The sequence below is a fragment of the Ruegeria sp. YTSC106 genome, from assembly GCF_059609765.1.
Genome location: NZ_JBXWMI010000007.1, coordinates 155,531 through 176,306, shown reverse-complemented (window position 1 = coordinate 176,306; position 20,776 = coordinate 155,531). Strand labels below are relative to the sequence as shown.

The following is a 20,776-nucleotide window of genomic DNA, read 5'->3' as shown; positions in this document are numbered from 1 at the left end:
CCTAGGGTTTGCCTGAATCAAAGGAGGGCGTCATGGCAACCGGCACGAACATCCGGACCTATTTTCAAGGCCAATGGCATGAGGGGGATGCACCCATCATGCGCGCGGCGGATCATGGCGCTTGGCTGGGATCTTCTGTCTTTGACGGCGCGCGGTATTTTGACGGGGTCTCTCCCGATCTGGCGGCCCATTGCGCACGGGTGAACCGGTCTGCCGAAGCCTTAATGCTGACGCCGACAATGACGACCGAGCAGATGGTCGAGTTGGTGCGCGAAGGGTTGCGGGCTTACAACCCGGATGCAGCCGTCTACATCCGCCCGATGTATTGGGGGATCGACGGCGACAGCACGGCCATAGTCCCGCAGGAAAACAGCACCGGTTTTGCTATCTGCCTGGAAGAAATCCCAATGGCGCCCGAAACCGCGTCGGCCACTCTGTCAACAACGCGCTTCCGCCGCCCGGTTCTGGAAAGCGCGGTCGTAAACGCCAAGGCAGGGTGCCTTTACCCCAACAACGCCCGCATGCTGCAAGAGGCGCGCTCGAAAGGTTTTTCCAACGCTTTGGTAGCTGATGCGATGGGACATGTGGCCGAAACGGCAACGGCCAACATCTTTATGGTAAAGGATGGCGAAATCTTTACACCGATCCCGAACGGAACCTTCCTGGCTGGCATTACGCGAGCACGGCATATCAAAAACCTGCGCGAAGATGGTGTGACGGTCCACGAAACGGTTCTGAGCTTCGAGGATTTTCATGAAGCCGACGAGGTCTTCATGTCCGGCAACATGAGTAAGGTCACACCGGTAACCGCCTTGGAAGACACGCAATTTCAGGTCGGCCCTATTGCCCGCCGTGCCCGCGCGCTCTATTGGGATTGGGCTGCAAGCGAACGCTAGCATAGCGCTTATGACGTGTCCGAGTTGCCAGCACGCGATCGCTCGGGCATGATCCCTTAAAATTGAAGAGGATACCCATGCGTAAGTTCCTAGTTGTTCTGGATGACAGCCGCGAATGCCTGAACGCAATGCGGTTTGCCGCGATGCGAGCTGCCCATACCGGTGGTGGTGTAACAGTCCTTTCTGTCATCCCGCCTGACGAGTTCAACCATTGGATCGGCGTGGCTGAAACCATGCGTGAAGAAGCCCGCGAACGTATCCACGCGCATTTCGAGGTGTTTGCCAAATGGATGCGGGACAAACAGAATGTGGAACCCGAACTGGCCATTCGCGAAGGTGATCCCGTTACGCAGATCATCGAGCATGTTCAATCCGATCCTGAGATTGGTGTTCTTGTCCTTGGAGCGGGTACCGACAAGAAGGGCCCCGGCCCGTTGGTAACTCAACTGACAAAGAATTCAGGCAGCCTGCCGATTCCGATCACGATTGTTCCAGGTGATCTGAGCAAAGAGAAACTGGAAGAAATCACCTGAGGGGCGGCAATGGCGAAGACAGTACAGTTCTGGTTCGAATTCGCCTCGACCTATTCCTACCTCAGCGCAATGCGGATCGAACCGGCCGCAGAAGAAATGGGCGTTGCCGTAGAATGGCACCCTTTCTTGCTGGGTCCGATTTTCGCGGATCAGGGTTGGCGCACCTCACCTTTCAACCTGTATCCGGCCAAGGGGCGGTACATGTGGCGCGATATGGAACGTCTGTGTGAAGCGCGGGGACTGCCTTTTTCAAAGCCTGATCCGTTTCCGCAGAATTCGCTCAAGGCAGCGCGTCTGGTTCTGGCCATTGAAGATCACAAGGAACGGGCGGCGTTTGTCCGGGCTGTCTACAGCGCCGAATTCGGCGCCAGGCAGAATATCTCAGAGGACAGCGTTCTGACCTCCTGTCTCAGCGAGGCAGGGTTGTGCAGCAGCTTGATGAACCGCGCAGGGGACACGGACATAAAAGAGGCCCTGTTCGAACAATCTGCCCGTGCCAAGGTGCTTGGCCTGTTTGGTGCACCAAGTTTTCTGGCCGGGGGGGAGTTGTTCTGGGGCGATGACCGTCTGGATGACGCACTTGAATACGCCTCGACAATTTAGAATCGTTCCAAATCTTGACTTCCAGTACGCCTGCGCGCATATCAGAAGCACATCAGACGGAGCGCCCTCATGTTCATCCAGACCGAATCCACCCCCAATCCGGCCACGTTGAAATTCCTGCCCGGCCAAACGGTGCTGGAAGCTGGAACAGCGGATTTCCCAACTGCGGAAGCGGGCGAAAAATCCCCGCTGGCCAAGCGCATATTTGCAGTCAACGGTGTGACCGGCGTGTTCTTTGGCAATGATTTTGTCACCGTTACCAAAACGGACGACGTTCAGTGGGATCACATTAAACCGGCCATTCTTGGTGCGGTGATGGAGCATTATCAATCCGGCCAACCCGTTGTGGGCGCAGATGCCGCCGGAGCATCAGGCCATGCCGAGCACTCTGGCGAAGACGCTGAAATCGTAAACCAGATCAAGGATTTGCTGGACAGTCGCGTACGCCCTGCAGTGGCTCAGGATGGGGGAGACATCACGTTCCACGGTTTTGATCGCGGCGTGGTCTATCTGCACATGCAGGGGGCCTGCGCAGGCTGCCCGTCTTCGACATTGACCCTGAAGATGGGTATCGAAAACCTTCTGCGCCATTACATTCCGGAAGTGACCGAGGTTCGCCCTGTTGCCGTCTAACCCGACGATTCTGGCGTTTGACACATCGGCCGCGCATTGCGCGGCCGCTTTGTTGCGCGATGGCAAGATCGTGACGTCCCGTGCCGAAGCAATGTCTCGCGGCCAGGCCGAGCGATTGATTCCGCTGTTGGAAGACGTTCTGGCAGAAACCGGATGTGATTGGGCTGGTCTGGACGCAATCGGCGTTGGGATAGGGCCAGGTAATTTCACCGGCATCCGCATTTCGGTCTCGGCCGCGCGGGGTCTTGCGCTTGGGCTTGAAATCCCTGCGGTCGGGGTTTCCGGTTTCGATGCCCTGCGTGAGCTGGCGGAAGAAGGGCAGATACCGGCGATCCCTGCCCCGCGCGACCAGGTTTATGTGAAAATGCCCGGTGCCGATCCTTGTCTTTTGCCCAGGGCCGAAGCAGAACTTGGCGGGCCGTTGTTTTCCTGCTCTGACCCAGCCTTGCAGGCACAAGCCATCGCCCTTCTGTCCGCGCAGCGCTGGGACAGTGTCAGTTCGCCTCCGGCACCTTTATACGTGAGGCCTGCGGACGCGGCCCCTTCCCGCGATACACCCCCTGTACTGCTGGACAAATGACACCGCACGAGATGGCAACGATTCACGCCGCTGCGTTCGCAAAATCGCGCGGCTGGACAGAAGGTGAATTCACCGCTCTTCTCGAAAACCGCTTTACTCATTCCATCGGAGATTCCCGGTGTTTTGCCCTGTTTCAGGTGATTGCGGGCGATGCCGAGTTGCTGACTATTGCGACCCATCCCTCGTTTCAAAGGCAGGGCCTGGCACTTCGACTCATGCACGAATGGCATGATCAGGCGATCGATTTTCAGGCGACACGTGCCTTTCTGGATGTTGCAACCGACAACATTGCGGCCATTTCCCTGTACAGTCGATGCGGATATCGGCAGTGCGGGTTGCGCAAGGATTATTATGCCCGAGAAAACGGCCAAAAAGTTGATGCATTTGTAATGGAATGCTGCCTGCCCCAACGGCAATCGCCCGTTTTTTAGACCATTTGGTCAGAATTCAGTTGACCATGGTGGTTGCAAACCCCCTTAATACCCGCCATCACAACAGTTATGCTCGCTAAAAGTGGGTGAACGGGGCTAATCTGACCCTGTGCCAACAAAATAAACTGGGAGACTGAAATGACCCTGATGAAATCCTTGATGGGTGCTGCCGCTGCGGTCGCAATGTCAGCTGGAGCGGCTCTGGCCGAGCCGGCGGTAATCTTTGACCTGGGTGGCAAGTTCGACAAGTCCTTCAACGAAGCCGCCTATAACGGCGCGCAGCGCTGGGCCAACGAAACCGGCGGCAAGTATCTGGAAATCGAAATTCAGGCAGAACCGCAGCGCGAACAGGCTCTGCGCCGTTTTGCGGAATCCGGCGCAAATCCGATCATCACCATGGGGTTCGGAATCGCTGACGCCCTGGCCGCTGTTGCAAGTGATTACCCCGACACCAAATTCGTCGCTGTTGACGTGACTTGGCTGGACACACCAAACATCCGCCAGATTGGCTTTGCCGAGCACGAAGGATCTTACCTGGTCGGCATGATGGCTGCCATGGCGTCGAAAACCGGCACCGTTGGTTTCATCGGAGGCATGGACATCCCGTTGATTCGCCATTTCGGCTGCGGCTATGCTCAGGGCGCAAAGGCCGTGAACCCGGACATCAACGTTGTCGCCAACATGACTGGCACGACTCCTGCTGCCTGGAACGATCCGGTAAAAGGCTCAGAACTTACAAAAGCACAGATCAGCCAGGGCGCTGATGTGATTTACGCCGCGGCCGGCGGAACCGGCGTTGGCGTTCTGCAGACTGCGGCTGACGAAGGCATCCTGTCGATTGGTGTGGACAGCAACCAGAATCACCTGCATCCCGGCAAAGTGCTGACTTCGATGCTGAAGCGTGTGGACGTTGCTGTTTATGAAGCGATGAAGGCGGGTGATGGTGTCGAAACCGGTGTATTCATCATGGGTCTGGCCGAAGACGGTGTTGGCGTTGCCATGGACGAAAACAACAAGGAACTTGTTTCAGTTCGCATGAGCGACGCTGTCGACGAAGCCCGCAAGGGTATCATCAACGGCGATATCAATGTTGTAAGCTACTACGAGAACGACAGCTGCCCGGCACTGCAGTTCTGATTACCTGCGGGGCGGGAGGACGCCTTCCGCCTCGCCACCCACTTCGCCATCCGAGCGGACAGCCGGATGGGTTTCTCGGCAGTTGAGGGCAAGACATGACCGTCCCAGCCATTGAGCTCAAAGGGATATCCAAAGCCTTTGGGCCAGTTCAGGCCAACAAAGACATCTCGATCAGTGTTGCACCCGGTACGATCCATGGGATTATCGGTGAAAACGGCGCAGGCAAATCCACGTTGATGAGCATCCTCTTCGGCTTTTACAAAGCCGACAAAGGTGAGATTTGGATCAATGGCACCAAGACCGACATCCCTGACAGCCAGGCGGCCATTGCCTCGGGCATCGGGATGGTGTTCCAGCATTTCAAACTGGTGGAAAACTTCACCGTCCTGGAAAACATCGTTCTGGGTGCCGAGGATGGCGGGCTGCTGGCCCCGTCACTGGCAAAAGCCCGCAAAGAGCTGAAAGAGCTCGAGGAAGAATACGAACTGTTCGTCGATCCCGACAAGCGCATCGACGAGATCGGCGTGGGGATGCAGCAGCGGGTCGAGATCCTGAAGGCGCTGTACCGCAAGGCCGAAATTCTGATTCTGGACGAACCGACCGGCGTGTTGACCCCAGCCGAAGCCGATCAGTTGTTCCGCATCCTCGATCGACTGAGGTCCGAAGGCAAAACGGTCATCGTGATCACCCACAAACTGCGCGAAATCATGGAAAACACCGACACGGTGTCGGTTATGCGGCGCGGGCAAATGACGGCGACTGTCAAAACATCCGAGACCAGTCCCGAGGAGCTGGCAGAACTGATGGTCGGCCGCAAGGTTCTGCTGCAAGTCGACAAGGTACCTGCGACGCCCGGCAAACCCATCCTCGAGATCGAAAATCTCAGCGTTTTCGATTCGGCCGGCGTTGAACGGGTCAAGAGTATCGACCTGACCGTACGCGCAGGTGAGATCGTCGGCATCGCCGGGGTGGCCGGCAATGGTCAATCCGAACTGTTGGAAGTTCTTGGCGGAATGCGTCCGGGACAGGGCACGATCAAACTGAACGGCGAGCCGCTGGCACTGAGTGGTGCAGGATCAGATGGTCAGGCCCGTCGCGCGCAACACATCGCCCACGTGCCCGAAGACCGGCAGCGGGAAGGCCTAATCATGGATTTCCACGCATGGGAAAACGTGGCCTTCGGGTATCACCGCGACCCGGCCTATAAACGCGGTATCTTTATGGACAACGCGGCGTTGCGTGCCGATACCGAAGCCAAGATCGAGAAATTCGACGTCCGTCCACCCAATCCATGGTTGGCAGCCAAGAGTTTCTCGGGCGGCAACCAGCAGAAAATCGTTGTTGCACGCGAGATTGAACGCAACCCTGACCTGCTGCTGGTCGGCCAACCCACGCGTGGCGTGGACATCGGTGCCATCGAGTTCATTCACAAACAGATTGTTGCGCTGCGCGATCAGGGCAAGGCTATCCTGCTAGTATCGGTCGAACTGGAAGAAATCTTCTCGCTCTCGGACCGGATCGCGGTGATGTTTGACGGACATATCATGGGAGAGCGCCTGCCCCATGAAACAGATGAAAAAGAGCTGGGCCTGCTGATGGCCGGTGTTGCGGGAGAGGCCGCGTAACATGGAAAAAATGCCTAAATGGGCGGATGTCATTCTGATCCCGCTGATCAGTTTGATACTGGCCGCAATCCTTTCGGCGCTGGTCATTCTCGCCATCGGCGAAAACCCTGTCGAAGCAGTCAAACTGATGGTCACTGGTGCGCTGGGATCGACCTATGGCTGGGGCTATACGCTCTATTATGCAACGAACTTCATGTTTACCGGTCTGGCAGTGGCCGTCGCCTTCCACGCCCGTATGTTCAACATCGGGGGCGAAGGTCAGGCAATGCTGGGCGGGCTGGGCGTGGCCATGGTCTGTCTGTATGTCGATTGGCCGCATTGGAGCATTGCCTTGCTTGCAGCCTGCGCAGCGTCGATGCTGTTCGGCGCGCTATGGGCGGCAATTCCGGCCTATCTTCAGGCAAAGCGTGGCAGCCACATCGTGATCACCACGATCATGTTCAACTTCATCGCCGCTGCTTTCCTGAATTACATGCTGGTCAATGTCATGCGCCCCCAAGGGTCGCAGGATCCGGCCACCGCGCGGTTCTCTGAAAGCGTGCATCTGCCGTCTTTCCAGGAGATGTTCTCAACCGCAGAGAACGTTGTTTTCCGAGGTGCACCGGCGAATATAACCTTCTTCATCGCGTTGCTTGCCTGCGTCGTTGTCTGGGCACTGATCTGGCGCACGCGTCTGGGTTATGAAATCCGGGCTTACGGCCATTCCGAGACCGGCGCTGTTTATGCCGGTATTTCACCTGTGCGTATCACGATTGTTGCGATGCTGATTTCCGGCGGGCTAGCGGGGCTGATGGCCATCAACAATGTCATGGGCGAAGCTGAGCGACTGGTAATGAACTCGACCGAGGGCGCGGGTTTCATTGGCATCGCCGTGGCACTGATGGGGCGGTCACATCCGTTCGGTGTGTTTCTGGCCGCGCTCTTGTTCGGGTTTCTGTATCAGGGTGGCGCCGAGCTGGCGCTGTGGGCTTCGATCCCGCGGGAACTGATCGTGGTTATTCAGGCACTGGTCATCCTGTTCACCGGTGCATTGGATAACATGGTGCGAATACCGCTTGAAAAACTGTTTCTTGGTATGCGGAAGAGGGCTGAGTGATGGAAATCTTCGTTACCCTCATTCAGGTTCTGGATTCGACCATTCGCCTGTCTACGCCGCTGCTGCTTGCCTGTCTGGCCGGTCTTTTTTCGGAGCGAGCCGGTATCTTCGACATCGGCCTCGAAGGCAAGATGTTGATGGCAGCGTTCTTTTCTGCTGCCATCGCTGCTGTCACAGGGTCGGTTTGGCTGGGCCTGCTGGCTGGTATCGCGTCCTCGTTGTTGCTGTCGGGTCTGCATGGGCTGGCATCGATCACCTTCCGGGGCAACCAACTGATATCGGGTGTGGCCATTAACTTTCTTGCCTCGGGTTTGACTGTTCTGGTCGCCCAAAGCTGGTTTCAGCAGGGTGGGCGGACACCATCGCTGTTTGGCGGTGGGCGGTTCGAACCGATCAACTTCCCCTTCGCCGCGTCCCTCAGCGGTGTGCCGATTGTCGGCCCCATCTATTCCGAATTGCTCTCGGGCCACTCGATCCTGGTTTATGTCGCGTTCCTGATGGTTCCAGGCACTTGGTGGATTCTGTATCGCACCCGGTTCGGTCTACGCCTGCGGGCCGTAGGTGAAAACCCTGCGGCGGTGGACACTGCTGGTGTCTCAGTGGTCGGCCTGCGGTTCGCTGCTGTCGCCATCTGTGGCGTGCTGTGCGGTATTGCAGGTGCCTATCTGGCCACAGCCTTGCAGGCCGGGTTTGTCAAAGAAATGACCGCCGGTCGTGGCTTTATCGCATTGGCTGCCCTGATCTTTGCCAAGTGGCGCCCGTGGCATGCCATGTGGGCCTGCTTGCTGTTTGGTCTGTTGCAAGCGGTCGCGCTGCGGTTCCAGAACATCGACCTGGGTGGTATTGTGATTCCCGTGCAGGTGATGGACGCCCTGCCCTACATCCTGACGGTGGTGATTCTGGCCGGTTTTGTCGGCAAAGCCATTCCACCTCGGGCTGGTGGAGAACCCTACGTCAAAGAACGCTGATAAGGCCAGTTGTGAACTGAGTTTCAGTCCTGTTCGCTGCAGAGCGGCATGCAGAGTTGATTTTGCATGCCGCAACCGTTCTAAGAGGGTATGCACGTATACCTTCCCATAGCAGAAGTTTCTGTCAGCCCATTCCTGCTTTTGGGGATCGGCGGGGCTGTCGGCATTCTGTCCGGCATGTTCGGGGTCGGAGGTGGATTTTTGATCACTCCGTTGCTGTTCATTATCGGCATACCCCCTGCGGTTGCTGTGGCAACATCAGCCAATCAGGTTGTTGCCTCGTCTATTTCGGGTTTGTTGGCGCATCTCAGACGCAAGACAGTGGACCTTAAAATGGGAAGCGTTCTGCTGGCCGGAGGGTTGTTTGGTGCGGCTCTTGGGATGGTTGTTTTCAATTTCCTCAAGCATCTCGGACAGGTCGATCTGGCGGTACAGCTTTGCTATGTCGTGTTTTTGGGGGCCATCGGGACCCTGATGTTCATCGAAAGCCTGGCGGCGATCCGAAAGGTCAGCCAGTCAGGCAATGAACCTGCCCCCAAGCGACGCCAGCGAACCTGGATTCATGCCCTCCCGTTCAAGACGCGGTTCCCTGCATCGGGCCTTTACATCTCGGTCATACCCCCGGCGCTGGTCGGATTTGGCGTTGGCGTTCTGTCGGCGATCATGGGAGTCGGCGGTGGGTTCATCATGGTGCCCGCAATGATCTATGTCCTTGGTATCCCGACAAAAGTGGTAATTGGGACATCCCTGTTCCAGATTATTTTCGTCGCCGGGTTCACAACGATGATACATGCGTCGACCAACTACAGTGTCGACGTGGTCCTCGCCCTGTTCCTGTTGCTCGGCGGTGTTCTGGGTGCGCAATTCGGGACTCAGATCGGCGCACGTCTGAAAGCCGAACAGTTGCGTATTCTTTTAGCGCTTCTTGTTATGGGCGTTGCGGGAAAGATCGGGTTTGACCTTCTGTTACCGCCGGGAGAGATCTTTTCTCTGGCAGAACCCGGGGGGGTATGATGTGTTTGACCCGCAGCACACGACAATAACCACACTTGAATTCGCAACCATTAACAGGCAAGCCACGCGCATACGCAAAGTGACGGTATCATGTATATTTACCTGCCCATAGCCGAAGTCTCGGTGAACGCATTTCTACTCCTTGGTCTGGGCGGCATGGTCGGCATCCTATCCGGAATGTTCGGTGTCGGTGGCGGCTTTTTGATGACCCCGCTGCTTTTCTTCATCGGCATTCCCCCGGCAGTGGCTGTTGCAACTGAGGCCAATCAGATTGTCGCATCGTCCTTTTCCGGTGTTCTGGCGCATTTTCGACGAAAAACCGTGGACTTCAAAATGGGAACGGTGCTGCTGACCGGCGGTTTGATCGGGGCCGCTTTGGGTGTGGTTGTTTTCAACTACCTCAAAAGCCTGGGTCAGGTCGATCTGCTGGTGACGCTTTGTTACGTTGTTTTTCTCGGCGTCATTGGCAGCCTGATGTTCATCGAAAGCCTCAGGGCGCTGCGCAAAGCCAAGAAGGGCGGCACGGCCCCAGCCAAACGCCGACAGCGTGGCTGGGTTCACGCCATGCCCTTCAAAATGCGTTTCCGCACTTCAGGCCTGTATATCTCGGTCATTCCACCGGCTTTGGTTGGTCTGTGCGTTGGGGTTTTGTCCGCGATCATGGGTGTCGGCGGTGGCTTCATCATGGTCCCTGCCATGATCTATTTACTCGGTATGCCGACCAAGGTTGTTGTCGGCACGTCGCTGTTTCAGATCATCTTTGTGACAGCCTTCACCACAATGTTGCACGCCACCACCAACTATACGGTTGATGTTGTTCTGGCGGTCTTGTTGCTGGTAGGCGGCGTCATTGGCGCCCAGATCGGAACCGTGATCGGAGCGCGGATGCCGGCGGAACAATTGCGCGTGTTGCTGGCTGCGCTGGTTCTGGTCGTATGCGGCAAGCTGGCACTTGATCTGCTTCTTGAACCCGCCGAGCTCTACTCGCTTGGCAATGGCGGAGGGCACTGAGGATGCTGCGTTCATTAACTGCCGCCCTATGCTTGTTCTGCACGCCCGCTTTGGCAGCGGAAGAGCAGGTTGTCCTTGGTCTCAGCCAGGACCGGGTTGCCATCACCGCTACATTCGACGGATCGGAACTTCTGATTTTTGGGGCCATCAAACGGGAAACCCCAATCCCTTCCGGCCCACCAGTTGAAGTCATCGTCGCAGTTGCGGGTCCGTCCGAACCTGTCACCGTGCGACGCAAGGAACGCAAACTTGGGATTTGGGTGAACACCGACAGCGTTCTGGTCGACCTTGCACCCAGCTTTTATGCTGTTGCGACCAGCGGGCCCTTCGACGAAATCCTGTCCGACACCGAGGACCTGCGCTACCGGATTTCCATCGAACGCGCGATCCGCTCAGTCGGTGCCGCGATGCACATCCGGGGCGCACAGGACTTTGCAGATGCCGTGATTAGGATTCGTGAGAACGAACACCTTTATTCCATCCGCGAAGAGACCGTGGCAGTGGATGAACAGACCTTGTTCCGTACTTCAATCGACATGCCTGCAGACCTGACGGAAGGCGACTATGCCGCCCGGATATTCCTGACCCGGGGCGGAGAGGTCGTCTCGCAATATGAAGCGATCATTGATGTCCGGAAAGTTGGCCTGGAGCGTTTTTTGTACAATATGTCCCGCCAACAGCCCGTCTGGTACGGCCTGATGTCGCTGGTCATAGCGATTGCGGCAGGCTGGGGAGCCTCAACAGCCTTCCGGCTGTTGCGTGAAAAATAACGGTCAACCTCGGCCGATATAGGGCATGGTCGTGGCCATGACGGTCATGAATTGCACGTTGGCCTCGGGCGGCAGGCTTGCCATATGCAGGACCGAGCGCGCGGCGTCTTCCACAGCCATCGTCGGGTCTGGTGTCTCGCCAGCGGCTTGCGCCGCATCCACAAGGCCTTGCACCATCTGCGTGCGCGCGTTTCCGATGTCGATCTGCCCGCAGGCAATTCCAAAGGGTCGCCCATCCAGCGAAAGGCTGCGCGTCAGCCCTGTAATGGCGTTCTTTGTGGCCGAATAGTGCACCGAATTCGGGCGTGGAACATGCGCGGCTATAGAGCCGTTGTTTATGATCCGCCCGCCTTGCGGGTTTTGGTAGCGCATGAATCTGAAGGCTTCGCGAGCGCACAAGAACATGCCGTTCAGGTTCACGTTGACGCTTTGGTACCAATCGTCCAAAGCGATCTCGTCAATCGTGCCGCCCGGTGCAAATATCCCGGCGTTGTTGAACAGAACATCCAGCCGCCCCGTGCGGTCCACGAAGGACCGGAAAGCCCGTTCGACCGCATCCGGGTCGGTCACATCCGCAGGCAGAACAACAACCGCCTGATGCTCCTTTGCCAGAGTTTCCAGCTTTTCCTTGCCGCGGGCCAAAAGCCCAACCGTCCACCCTTCGGACAAGAACAGCTGGGCTGTTGCACGGCCAATACCTGAACTGGCACCCGTTACGATGATGGATTTCATGTCTCTTCCACTTCCAATGTCAGCGAAGCGGCCGGGATCGCCCGCAAATCGTCCACACGCAGGGGGTGCGTAGGTTTTGACAGGCGATTGCGCACCACCCAGATCAAACGTTCCTGCGCGCGCGTGATCGCGACATATGCCAAACGTTTCCACAATGGCTGACCGGCCTCGGTCCGGCCCATGCGAGCGGCGGCATAGAGATCCGGAGCGAACACCTGAACCGTATCCCATTGGGACCCTTGCGCCTTGTGGATCGTAACGGCCGCCCCGTGCAAAAAAGTCGCCCCCATGCGGGCAGCGTAGGGAATAAAAGGCTCTTCCTCGTCGGGTTTTTCGATCTGAACGATCGAGGCGGCACTGACCTGAGGGTCTTCGGCCCCAATCACATGCAGGCGTGAAAAACCCGGTTTCCGACCGGGCCCGAGATATACGACCTGGGCCCCTTTGATCAGCCCGCGCGCCTCAAGATCCAGCCGTTTCTTGCGATGTTTCATGGGCAACTCAATCCCATCACAAATGAGCGGTTCACCGGCCAGCAGTTCCGTATCCGGCGCACCGTAAACTTGCCTGAAAGCCTGTATCAACCGAATGCGAGTGGCGTTGCGCCAGACAAGAACCGGGCTTCGAGCCATCAAATCCACTTCAACCCGCTGGCCCCAGACAACCCGGTCATCCCGACGAGCGGATTCTTCTACCAGTCGTTCGAAACCCTCGAAGCCCATTGCCGGATCGGCCAGCGCATGCGCAAGATCCAGAATTGGATTGTCCGCATCCTGGCGGTGCACCCGCTGGAGTGTCAGCTTCCTGGGCTCGGGCAAAGCCTCGAACACCATGCTACCGGACTGATTAACCGGAGCCAGCTGAGCCGGATCCCCAAACAACAGAAGGGTCGGGAAAATCTCCTTGAGATCGTCGAACTGACGGTCATCCAGCATCGACGCCTCATCGACCAACCCGATATCCAGCGGCTCATCACGGCGCTTCCACCCTGTGATGAAATCCGATCCCCGCAATCCAGCGGCGGCCAACGCCCCGGGGATCGATTTGTTGTTTTGATAAAAAGCAGCCGCACGATCCAAGGCTTCATCTGTCAAACCTTCGATATTGGGGCGTTCGTCATTGCCGGCCAACCATTCGGCAATACGCTCGTATTCCGGATCATAGACCGGCGTGTACAATATGCGGTGAATCGTGGTCGCAGGCACGCCGCGCAATCGCAGAACGCTTGCAGCCTTGTTCGTCGGCGCCAGGATGGCAAGGCTGCGCTTGTCTTTCGATTTGCGGCTTTCATAATCGCCGGACACGATCTGAACACCCGTCTCTGCCAGTGCCTTGTACAGCTCGGCCAACAGCAGCGTTTTGCCCGAACCTGCTTTGCCGATTACGGCCATCACACCGGATTTTCCTGTGCCCGGCAGTTTCAGAAGGGCATCATCTTCCAGATCAACACCTGCCGATCGCAGCATCTCGGCGATGCTGTCAAACGCGGCGGCCTGATCTTCGGAGAAAGTCACATTCGGCAAAGACATGGCGCGACCCTACAGGGCCGCGCCAGCCATCACCAGATGTGGATTGGCGTTTTCCGGCACTTAAGCGGACAGGGCGAACCGGTGCTGTTTCCTGGGGCCAAATGCGGTCCTGAACCACATCCGCGACAGGTCGCGCGGGATGCCCGCACGCTCGGCCACTCGGTTGCAGTCGCCCGCTGAATAGGGCCACAAGCCGACTGAAATCTGATCGCGCCCGCTGCCCTGGGTTCCCAGAAGCTCTGGCGACGACCCGATCAGGCGATAGATTCTGATCATGCGGGCATCGAATACGCCAGCAATATGAGTCAGGCCGAAGCCTTCCATCATTTCGCCTCCGCTCAGCATGATGGCGCCGGCAGTATGCGGGCTGGCTGTTCGCGACAGGCAGAACCGGGTCACCTCCCAGATCAGAGGGTTGCAAAACGGCTTGCCGCCATTCAGATGGCCAAAAACCTCATTGATCATGACCCGACCTGTTGTGGGCAATACCCGCATCGACCCTCCGTGGCTGCCATCCGGCTCTTCCCAGATGACATAAAGCGGATTGAGATCATCGTATTCGTCCCGCTCTTCCCCTTTCTCGTTGACGTGGACATCCCACCCCAACCGGGTCTTGAACTGATCCGCGCGATCTTTGAACATCCCCTCTGCCAGAATCGGAAATCTGTGTAACTCATCGGCGTATAGATAACGCAACATGACTTGTTCCCCTTGTCGTCCTGTGCAGGAACGAAGGGAGTACAGAGTCGTGGTTAATTTTGCGTTTGGAGGCCGTTCAGCCCTTAAACCACTATTAATCCTCGGCTTAGTGCCGTGGCGATTGCGTGGGTTGTGTTATGAGCGCCTAGTTTCGACCGCGCACTTTCAATGTAAACGCGTAACGTGTGTTCGGAAATCGTCAGGGAATGGGCCACTTGGGCCCGGCTGTACCCCAACGCCAAAAGTGTGATCGCGTCTATTTCCCTTGGTGACAAGCTGCGTGGGCAGTCCGGTTGCCTGTCTTTTTCAAACTCCAGCGCCTTGCGATTTATGTAATGCGCAACAAGAATCAAATCACGCCCGTAAGTCGAGATAAAGCTTTTCCAGGTTGGATCATCACAACTGTGGTTGACCGTAAACAGGGCGAACTGACCATTTGGGCCCCGAATTGGGATGGAATACCCCTGATTCCCAACGCCATGGTTTTGCGCATCCAGAAGGAAGGATTTTGCCACTTTGCTGGACCAATCCAGCGACTTCCAGTCAACCGGGTGAAATCGCTGGAAACACCCCAAGATGACGGGGTCGATGCGGTGATAGTTTTTTTCTCTGTAGCGCTCATCCCAGGCGTCTGAATAGGTGGTGTAGCCGTATTGATCTCCGGCACCGTCAACCCAGTGATACGTCAGGTGCTCGACCTTCAATGCGTCCCGCAGACGCTCAGCTACTGCGCTGAGTTCTTCAAGCGTGTTGGTGTTTTCCAAATCCTGCAGGATCTGACTCAAATCGACCTTTGTTGCCATCCGCGGGCGCCCGTGCCTCGTTCTTCAAGGACGCAATCTCGGCCGCCGCGATCAGTCTTGTGTCATCAAGCTGCTCTGCAAGCGCGCTCAACCCATTCGCAACGGCGAAAGCATTGAGGTCCGACAATACGTCCAATATCCACTCATTTTGCGCCATCAGGGTCTCTCTGAAACAGTTAACGAAGGGTTAACACAACCATAACATGTATGATCTTTTTTGGCCTATTCACCGGTTTCTACTCCCCAAAAATAGCGATGGAAAAAAACACAAGCATTTGAAAGTTCATCAAAGGGCTCAACAACGCAAAACACCCGCGAACCGAAAAGGCGATTCGCGGGTGTTTTTTGTCTACAACCCTTACGGGCGATCACCCTGCGTCCAGGACTTCCTCGAGAGTGCGCAGACCGGTGCGGGGCGCCTGCACGAGAACGGACATGTTGCCCGGCTTGTGCTCGTTCCGAAGCATTTTCATGTGCGCCTCCGGCAGGTCGTTCCATGCGAACACCTCGGACATGCAGGGGTCCAGACGACGTTCTACCATCAGCTTGTTCGCAGCTGCCGCCTGTTTCAGGTGGGCAAAGTGTGAGCCCTGCAAACGCTTCTGGTGCATCCACATGTAGCGTACGTCAAACGTGCAGTTGAAACCTGAGGTGCCGGCGCAAATCACGACCATACCGCCTTTTTTGACCACGAAGGTCGACACAGGGAAAGTGCTTTCGCCTGGGTGCTCGAACACCATATCAACATTGTTGCCCTTGCCGGTTATGTCCCAGATCGCCTTGCCGAACTTGCGGGCCTCTTTGAACCACTCGGCGTATTCCGGCGTATTGACTGTGGGCAGCTGACCCCAGCAGTTGAAGTCCCGTCGGTTCAGAACACCCTTGGCCCCCAGACCCATAACAAAATCACGTTTGCTTTCGTCCGAGATCACTCCGATCGCATTCGCGCCTGCGGTATTGATCAACTGAATCGCATAAGAGCCCAAGCCACCCGACGCGCCCCAGACCAGGACGTTCTGACCCGGTTTCAGATCGTGCGGCTCGTGGCCAAACAGCATCCGGTACGCGGTTGCCAGCGTCAGGGTGTAGCACGCCGCTTCTTCCCATGTCAGATGCTTGGGGCGCGGCATAAGCTGCTGTGCCTGCACGCGGGTGAACTGGCTGAAAGAGCCATCAGGTGTTTCATAACCCCAAATCCGCTGGCTGGGCGAATACATCGGATCGCCGCCGTTGCATTCCTCATCGTCGCCATCGTCCTGGTTGCAGTGGATCACGACCTCATCGCCGACTTTCCAGCGCTTTACCTTGTCACCAACGGCCCAAACGATGCCCGACGCATCCGAACCGGCAATGTGGTAAGGTGCCTTGTGACCATCAAACGGGCTGATCGGCTGCCCCAGAGCAGCCCAGACGCCGTTATAGTTGACCCCAGCGGCCATAACCAGAACCAGAACTTCGGTGCTGTCCAAGGCCGGAACATCGACAACTTCCTGCTGCATGGCCGTGTTCGGCTCGCCATGACGTTCCTTACGGATGGCCCAAGCATACATTTGCTTTGGGACATATCCCATGGGTGGGATTTCACCCATTTCATACAAATCTTTTTCGGGTGCCTCGTACGACGCGATACCACTTTCGGTGTCCAAAGCCATGCTGGCCTCCTCTTTTCAGTACCTTTGCCGCGACGCAGAATCGCGCGCTTCACAGAATGAAATATTGGCCGTTGCGAAATATTGCAACTGTTTTTGGTTCCACTTTGAAATTTTATGACCCAGCGGTTGCAGAAAATTATTTCGCGGATGCAGAAATATCGCTCCCCGAACCAGCTGGAACGGATGCTGCATAATAGTCCAGAAGATCGCTTCGCTGACCTGATACCGTCAGCATGTTCCCCTGTCGGCTCAGAATCCGGCGTTCAACCAATTGATCCAAAGCACTTGATATGGCCTGCGAATTGTCCACTGTCTGCGGGTCATCGCGTTCCATCATCTGTTGGATACGTGACAGCACGTCTTCTTCGGGCATTGGCCCGTTATCGCGCACCAGCAAACAGGCCGCTGGTGCCGGCACCAGCGGAATAGCATGCTGGATACGCTGCATCAGCGCCCGAGCCAAATCAGTCATCATGTCGTCGCTGCCCTCAGCCCGGAAGTCCTTCAGAGAGATCGGCCTCCCGTACCGGACGGACGCCAGACCGAACCGCTTGTATCGGCCGATCAACCGACGCCAAAACTGTTTCAATATCCAGCGCGTGATGACGCCGATCCGCGCGCGAAATCGCCGCTCTGTGCCAAGCGCCGCCCGGGTCAGGATAGTGTCTTCCAACACACGGTCGTAATTCAGTGCCACCGGAACAAACACTACATCACGTCCCTGTGGCGCTGCTCCATCCATAATATATTTGAGCAGCCCAAGCTTTGGGCGGGCAATGGCCCCGGTCAGGCTCAGACCGCCTTCTGGAAACATGGCTTGGGTCACGCCGGCCTCGGTTGCGTGGCGCACATAAGTGGACAGAACCTGACGATAGAGCTCGTTGCCGGACTTGCGCCGGATGAAGTAAGCCCCCATCGCCCGAATCAATCGGCTCAGCGGCCAGACCCGCGCCCACTCTCCTACTGCATAGGACAAAGCAGAGTGATGGGCGGCAAGATACGTGACCAATACGTAATCCATGTTGCTCCGGTGGTTCATGACAAAGACAATGGTTGCTTCAGGGTCGATGGTCTTGACGTTTTCTTCGTCTTGATTGCTAAGCCGCACCTCGTAGAATGTGTTGCTCAGCAGCCGGGCCAGTCGAATCGCAAAGCTGAAATAGGCGAAGGCCGAAAAGGATGGCACGATCTCACGGGCATAGCGGCGCGCCTGCTCCGAGGCGACAGCCTCGGGCATACCAGTTTCGCGGGCATGTTGCTGAACCGCCTGACCGACCTGCGGATCATAAATCAATCGCTGAATCATGTCATGTCGACGCGCCAGCTTGAAGGGCTGGATCGGGCGTTGAAGGCGCTGGTTCAGACGTGCCACCGCGCGCTCCAGCCTCCGGCGGAAAAACCAGCGGACAGACGGGAACAGGAAATGCGATGCGAAAGTGACCATGGCAAAGACCACGATCAGCACGAAAAGCCAAAGCGGAAGTTCCACGGTTTGCGTCATGGCTGCACATTGCCACCAATCACACTGACCCACAATCTGAACAATTGCGACATGCCGCAACGCAGCGAATTGACATATCCCGAAAATTGCGCTTTAGAACCTCAAGACGTAATTTTATTGCCCACTGAAACGCGAGGCCCCGCAATGACGCAGACGCAGAAAGATCGCCCCTGGCTCATCCGAACCTATGCTGGTCATTCCACGGCCAAAGCCTCGAACGCGCTCTATCGGGGAAACCTTGCGAAAGGCCAAACCGGTCTCTCCGTTGCCTTCGATCTGCCGACACAAACAGGCTATGACAGCGACCACACTTTGGCGCGCGGTGAAGTCGGCAAGGTGGGTGTACCAGTCTGCCATCTGGGTGACATGCGAGTTCTGTTCGACCAGATACCCTTGGAACAGATGAACACCTCAATGACCATCAATGCCACTGCCCCATGGCTTTTGGCGCTGTATATCGCCGTCGCGGAAGAGCAAGGCGCGGATGTGTCGAAACTGCAGGGCACAGTTCAAAACGACCTCATAAAGGAATACCTGAGCCGCGGCACTTATGTTTGCCCGCCAAAGCCGTCACTTAAGATGATCGCGGACGTGGCCGAGTATTGCTACACCAATGCTCCGAAATGGAACCCGATGAACGTGTGCTCGTATCACCTGCAAGAGGCGGGTGCGACGCCAGAGCAGGAACTGGCCTATGCGCTGGCCACGGCCATCGCCGTTCTGGACGAATTGCGCCCACGAGTACCTGCCGAGGATTTCCCCGCACTCTGCGGCCGCATTTCCTTTTTTGTGAATGCTGGTATCCGCTTTGTCACCGAAATGTGCAAAATGCGCGCGTTCGTTGATCTTTGGGATGAAATACTGCAACAGCGTTATGGCGTAGAGAATCCGAAATTCCGTCGATTCCGCTATGGCGTGCAGGTGAACTCTCTGGGGCTGACCGAGCAACAGCCTGAAAACAACGTCTACCGCATCCTGATCGAGATGTTGGCCGTAACCCTTTCGAAGAATGCACGCGCCCGTGCGGTGCAGTTGCCCGCCTGGAACGAGGCGCTTGGCCTGCCGCGCCCATGGGACCAGCAGTGGTCGATGCGGATGCAGCAGATTCTGGCCTATGAGACCGACCTACTGGAATACGATGACCTGTTCGATGGCAACCCCGCTGTCGATGCCAAGGTGCAAGAGCTGAAAGAAGGCGCGCGGGCCGAATTGGCCAACCTGGATTCGATGGGCGGTGCGGTCGCTTCGATCGAATACATGAAGTCCCGACTGGTGGATTCCAACGCTGAACGCCTGAACCGGATCGAGCGCAACGAAACCGTTGTTGTCGGTGTGAACAAATGGATCGAAGGCGAGGCATCGCCCCTGCAAACCGAAGACGGTGGCATCATGGTTGTTGATCCTGCTGTGGAACAAGAACAGATCGACCGCCTGAATACGTGGCGCACAGAGCGGGACGAAGCGGCCGTAGCGGCCACCCTGGCTGCGCTGCGCGAAGCAGCACGGACCGGGGCAAACATCATGGAACCCTCCATCGCCGCCGCAAAGGCAGGCGTGACAACGGGCGAATGGGCCGAAGAGATGCGAAAGGTATACGGAACCTATCGCGGCCCAACCGGCGTTTCGGGGTCCGTTTCGAACAAGACCGAAGGGCTGGACGACCTGCGTGCCGCCGTTGATGCCGTCAGCGACAAGCTGGGCCGCCGCCTGAAGTTTCTGGTAGGCAAACCCGGACTGGACGGCCATTCCAACGGTGCCGAACAGATCGCCTTCCGTGCCCGCGATTGCGGTATGGACATCAGCTATGAAGGCATTCGCCTGACACCCGAAGAAATCGTTGCGGCCGCCCGCGAAGATGACGCGCATGTCATTGGATTGTCGATCCTGTCCGGTAGCCACCTGCCGCTGGTCAAAGACGTCATGGAACGTCTACGACAGGCGGAGTTGTCTCATATCCCAGTCGTAGTTGGTGGCATTATTCCGGACGAAGATGCCGAAAAACTGAAAACCATGGGTGTTGCCAAGGTCTACACCCCGAAAAACTTCGAACTCAATTCGATAATGGGCGATATTGTTACTCTGGTAGATCCTAAGAACCTCGCAGCAGAGTAATTAAGGTTAAAGGCACTTTTTCTCCTGTTTCAGTCCCTGAAATATTCGGGATGGAATAAGCTGATTTTTGGAATTACGGTGCGCGCTCATGTGCACCGTAATTATTATCTAATGGAGAAGACTGATGGGGATCAATCTTGAGCAAATGTCACGTAAAGACCTTTTGGCTCTGCGTGATGACGTTGAAAAAGCTTTGATAAAGGCAGAAAAGCGCGAACGTCAGGAAGCATTGAAAGCCGCAGAAAAGGCCGCGGCAGAATTTGGCTTCTCTTTGTCTGAACTGTCCGGAGAAGCACCGCGCAGTTTAAAGCCAACAAAAACAAAGGCAAAATACCGCAATCCGGAAAACCCCGATCAAACCTGGACCGGCCGCGGCCGCAAACCTCAATGGGTGCATGACGCGCTGACGGCAGGAGCAGATATTTCGGAATTGGAAATTTAATCTGAGTGT

General features: G+C 56.7%; 21 protein-coding genes. 15 read left to right on the top strand and 6 right to left on the bottom strand.

The features are described 5' to 3' along the window. Window positions 1-32 precede the first annotated feature (32 nt). The 13 genes from AC2FEB_RS11925 to AC2FEB_RS11865 all read left to right on the top strand — a co-directional run bounded on the left by AC2FEB_RS11925 (window position 33) and on the right by AC2FEB_RS11865 (window position 11,297). A complete protein-coding gene (locus AC2FEB_RS11925; RefSeq protein ID WP_117870275.1) occupies window positions 33-896 on the top strand; it encodes a branched-chain amino acid aminotransferase in 864 nt (287 codons plus the stop codon). A gap of 77 nt (window positions 897-973) precedes the next feature. After that, the gene (locus tag AC2FEB_RS11920) at window positions 974-1,429 is read left to right on the top strand and encodes a universal stress protein (protein ID WP_117870277.1); all 456 of its coding nucleotides are present in this window, start codon (window positions 974-976) and stop codon (window positions 1,427-1,429) included. 9 nt (window positions 1,430-1,438) lie between these two features. Further along, on the top strand, window positions 1,439-2,032 hold the full coding sequence (locus tag AC2FEB_RS11915; RefSeq protein ID WP_496672279.1) for a 2-hydroxychromene-2-carboxylate isomerase: 594 nt from the start codon (window positions 1,439-1,441) through the stop codon (window positions 2,030-2,032). Window positions 2,033-2,101: 69 nt separating this feature from the next. Beyond that, window positions 2,102-2,665: a NifU family protein gene (locus tag AC2FEB_RS11910; protein WP_117870281.1), complete on the top strand. Its 564-nt coding sequence runs from the start codon at window positions 2,102-2,104 to the stop codon at window positions 2,663-2,665. Continuing rightward, complete coding sequence (tsaB, locus tag AC2FEB_RS11905; protein WP_117870283.1) at window positions 2,655-3,245, top strand: tRNA (adenosine(37)-N6)-threonylcarbamoyltransferase complex dimerization subunit type 1 TsaB; 591 nt, start codon at window positions 2,655-2,657, stop codon at window positions 3,243-3,245. Before AC2FEB_RS11910 ends, tsaB begins: the two co-directional genes overlap by 11 nt. Further along, window positions 3,242-3,676, top strand: a complete 435-nt coding sequence (locus AC2FEB_RS11900) for a GNAT family N-acetyltransferase (protein WP_117870285.1) — start codon at window positions 3,242-3,244, stop codon at window positions 3,674-3,676. The genes tsaB and AC2FEB_RS11900 overlap by 4 nt, the downstream gene beginning before the upstream one ends. A 138-nt stretch (window positions 3,677-3,814) precedes the next feature. Further along, window positions 3,815-4,813, top strand: coding sequence for a BMP family lipoprotein (locus AC2FEB_RS11895; protein WP_117870287.1), 999 nt, complete (start codon window positions 3,815-3,817; stop codon window positions 4,811-4,813). 95 nt (window positions 4,814-4,908) lie between these two features. Further along, the gene (locus AC2FEB_RS11890; protein WP_299899100.1) at window positions 4,909-6,438 is read left to right on the top strand and encodes an ABC transporter ATP-binding protein; all 1,530 of its coding nucleotides are present in this window, start codon (window positions 4,909-4,911) and stop codon (window positions 6,436-6,438) included. Between the two features lies 1 nt (window position 6,439). Next, window positions 6,440-7,534 (top strand): ABC transporter permease, encoded by a 1,095-nt coding sequence (locus AC2FEB_RS11885; RefSeq protein ID WP_496672287.1) that lies wholly within the window; start codon window positions 6,440-6,442, stop codon window positions 7,532-7,534. Continuing rightward, complete coding sequence (locus AC2FEB_RS11880) at window positions 7,534-8,502, top strand: ABC transporter permease (protein ID WP_496672289.1); 969 nt, start codon at window positions 7,534-7,536, stop codon at window positions 8,500-8,502. The genes AC2FEB_RS11885 and AC2FEB_RS11880 overlap by 1 nt, the downstream gene beginning before the upstream one ends. A 90-nt stretch (window positions 8,503-8,592) precedes the next feature. Then, a complete protein-coding gene (locus tag AC2FEB_RS11875) occupies window positions 8,593-9,516 on the top strand; it encodes a sulfite exporter TauE/SafE family protein (protein WP_117870295.1) in 924 nt (307 codons plus the stop codon). A 90-nt stretch (window positions 9,517-9,606) separates the two neighbouring features. After that, window positions 9,607-10,527 (top strand): sulfite exporter TauE/SafE family protein, encoded by a 921-nt coding sequence (locus tag AC2FEB_RS11870; RefSeq protein WP_117870297.1) that lies wholly within the window; start codon window positions 9,607-9,609, stop codon window positions 10,525-10,527. Between the two features lie 2 nt (window positions 10,528-10,529). Then, window positions 10,530-11,297: a TIGR02186 family protein gene (locus tag AC2FEB_RS11865; protein ID WP_117870300.1), complete on the top strand. Its 768-nt coding sequence runs from the start codon at window positions 10,530-10,532 to the stop codon at window positions 11,295-11,297. 3 nt (window positions 11,298-11,300) lie between these two features. On the opposite strand, the gene AC2FEB_RS11860 is transcribed toward AC2FEB_RS11865, so the two are convergent. The 6 genes from AC2FEB_RS11860 to AC2FEB_RS11835 form a co-directional block, all read right to left on the bottom strand. Further along, complete coding sequence (locus tag AC2FEB_RS11860) at window positions 11,301-12,029, bottom strand: SDR family oxidoreductase (RefSeq protein WP_117870302.1); 729 nt, start codon at window positions 12,027-12,029, stop codon at window positions 11,301-11,303. Further along, window positions 12,026-13,558: an ATP-dependent DNA helicase gene (locus AC2FEB_RS11855; protein WP_117870304.1), complete on the bottom strand. Its 1,533-nt coding sequence runs from the start codon at window positions 13,556-13,558 to the stop codon at window positions 12,026-12,028. The genes AC2FEB_RS11860 and AC2FEB_RS11855 overlap by 4 nt, the downstream gene beginning before the upstream one ends. 60 nt (window positions 13,559-13,618) lie before the next feature. Further along, on the bottom strand, window positions 13,619-14,257 hold the full coding sequence (locus tag AC2FEB_RS11850) for an acyl-homoserine-lactone synthase (protein WP_496672295.1): 639 nt from the start codon (window positions 14,255-14,257) through the stop codon (window positions 13,619-13,621). 83 nt (window positions 14,258-14,340) lie between these two features. Continuing rightward, window positions 14,341-15,060, bottom strand: a complete 720-nt coding sequence (locus tag AC2FEB_RS11845; protein WP_117870308.1) for a helix-turn-helix transcriptional regulator — start codon at window positions 15,058-15,060, stop codon at window positions 14,341-14,343. 368 nt (window positions 15,061-15,428) lie between these two features. Beyond that, a complete protein-coding gene (ccrA, locus tag AC2FEB_RS11840; RefSeq protein WP_117870312.1) occupies window positions 15,429-16,712 on the bottom strand; it encodes a crotonyl-CoA carboxylase/reductase in 1,284 nt (427 codons plus the stop codon). Window positions 16,713-16,848: 136 nt separating this feature from the next. Next, the gene (locus AC2FEB_RS11835) at window positions 16,849-18,213 is read right to left on the bottom strand and encodes a 1-acyl-sn-glycerol-3-phosphate acyltransferase (protein ID WP_117870314.1); all 1,365 of its coding nucleotides are present in this window, start codon (window positions 18,211-18,213) and stop codon (window positions 16,849-16,851) included. A 144-nt stretch (window positions 18,214-18,357) separates the two neighbouring features. Here AC2FEB_RS11835 and AC2FEB_RS11830 point away from each other — a divergent pair, with 144 nt between their 5' ends. Continuing rightward, window positions 18,358-20,325, top strand: coding sequence for a protein meaA (locus AC2FEB_RS11830; protein WP_117870316.1), 1,968 nt, complete (start codon window positions 18,358-18,360; stop codon window positions 20,323-20,325). A 124-nt stretch (window positions 20,326-20,449) separates the two neighbouring features. Further along, window positions 20,450-20,767 (top strand): H-NS histone family protein, encoded by a 318-nt coding sequence (locus AC2FEB_RS11825; RefSeq protein ID WP_117870318.1) that lies wholly within the window; start codon window positions 20,450-20,452, stop codon window positions 20,765-20,767. Window positions 20,768-20,776: the final 9 nt, after the last annotated feature.

Coding starts and splice junctions, on each gene's coding strand:
- AC2FEB_RS11925 (WP_117870275.1), top strand. CDS start 33: ATGGCAACCGGCACGAACATCCGGACCTATTTTCAAGGCCAATGGCAT.
- AC2FEB_RS11920 (WP_117870277.1), top strand. CDS start 974: ATGCGTAAGTTCCTAGTTGTTCTGGATGACAGCCGCGAATGCCTGAAC.
- AC2FEB_RS11915 (WP_496672279.1), top strand. CDS start 1,439: ATGGCGAAGACAGTACAGTTCTGGTTCGAATTCGCCTCGACCTATTCC.
- AC2FEB_RS11910 (WP_117870281.1), top strand. CDS start 2,102: ATGTTCATCCAGACCGAATCCACCCCCAATCCGGCCACGTTGAAATTC.
- AC2FEB_RS11900 (WP_117870285.1), top strand. CDS start 3,242: ATGACACCGCACGAGATGGCAACGATTCACGCCGCTGCGTTCGCAAAA.
- AC2FEB_RS11895 (WP_117870287.1), top strand. CDS start 3,815: ATGACCCTGATGAAATCCTTGATGGGTGCTGCCGCTGCGGTCGCAATG.
- AC2FEB_RS11890 (WP_299899100.1), top strand. CDS start 4,909: ATGACCGTCCCAGCCATTGAGCTCAAAGGGATATCCAAAGCCTTTGGG.
- AC2FEB_RS11885 (WP_496672287.1), top strand. CDS start 6,440: ATGGAAAAAATGCCTAAATGGGCGGATGTCATTCTGATCCCGCTGATC.
- AC2FEB_RS11880 (WP_496672289.1), top strand. CDS start 7,534: ATGGAAATCTTCGTTACCCTCATTCAGGTTCTGGATTCGACCATTCGC.
- AC2FEB_RS11875 (WP_117870295.1), top strand. CDS start 8,593: ATGCACGTATACCTTCCCATAGCAGAAGTTTCTGTCAGCCCATTCCTG.
- AC2FEB_RS11870 (WP_117870297.1), top strand. CDS start 9,607: ATGTATATTTACCTGCCCATAGCCGAAGTCTCGGTGAACGCATTTCTA.
- AC2FEB_RS11865 (WP_117870300.1), top strand. CDS start 10,530: ATGCTGCGTTCATTAACTGCCGCCCTATGCTTGTTCTGCACGCCCGCT.
- AC2FEB_RS11860 (WP_117870302.1), bottom strand. CDS start 12,029: ATGAAATCCATCATCGTAACGGGTGCCAGTTCAGGTATTGGCCGTGCA.
- AC2FEB_RS11855 (WP_117870304.1), bottom strand. CDS start 13,558: ATGTCTTTGCCGAATGTGACTTTCTCCGAAGATCAGGCCGCCGCGTTT.
- AC2FEB_RS11850 (WP_496672295.1), bottom strand. CDS start 14,257: ATGTTGCGTTATCTATACGCCGATGAGTTACACAGATTTCCGATTCTG.
- AC2FEB_RS11845 (WP_117870308.1), bottom strand. CDS start 15,060: ATGGCAACAAAGGTCGATTTGAGTCAGATCCTGCAGGATTTGGAAAAC.
- ccrA (WP_117870312.1), bottom strand. CDS start 16,712: ATGGCTTTGGACACCGAAAGTGGTATCGCGTCGTACGAGGCACCCGAA.
- AC2FEB_RS11835 (WP_117870314.1), bottom strand. CDS start 18,213: ATGACGCAAACCGTGGAACTTCCGCTTTGGCTTTTCGTGCTGATCGTG.
- AC2FEB_RS11830 (WP_117870316.1), top strand. CDS start 18,358: ATGACGCAGACGCAGAAAGATCGCCCCTGGCTCATCCGAACCTATGCT.
- AC2FEB_RS11825 (WP_117870318.1), top strand. CDS start 20,450: ATGGGGATCAATCTTGAGCAAATGTCACGTAAAGACCTTTTGGCTCTG.